Annotated in this window: 1 protein-coding gene; it reads left to right on the top strand. The window is 75.1% G+C overall.

All coding sequences use genetic code 11. From position 1 onward, the window contains the following. The coding region (locus VR45_RS41395; RefSeq protein ID WP_045945147.1) for a beta-ketoacyl synthase N-terminal-like domain-containing protein at positions 1–277 on the top strand (277 nt) is incomplete at both ends.

Genomic DNA, 277 nt, shown 5'->3' with positions numbered 1-277 from the left:
ATCCCGCCGCGCGAGGCCCCCGCGATCGACCCCCAGCAGCGGCTGCTGCTGGAGACCACCTGGGAGCTCTTCGAGCGGGCCGGGCTCGACCCGACCGCCCTGCGCGGCAGCCGGACCGGCGTGTTCGCGGGCATCTCCGGCCGCGACTACGCGAGCGGCGCCCAGCAGGTGCCGGCGGAGCTGGAGGCCTACCTCGGCATCGGCAACGCGGGCAGCGTTGCCTCCGGCCGGATCTCCTACACCTTCGGCTTCGAGGGCCCGGCGGTGACCGTGGACA

This window comes from Streptomyces sp. NRRL S-495, from assembly GCF_000966955.1.
GTDB lineage: Bacteria > Actinomycetota > Actinomycetes > Streptomycetales > Streptomycetaceae > Kitasatospora > Kitasatospora purpeofusca.
This window is presented reverse-complemented; position numbering and strand designations above follow the sequence as displayed.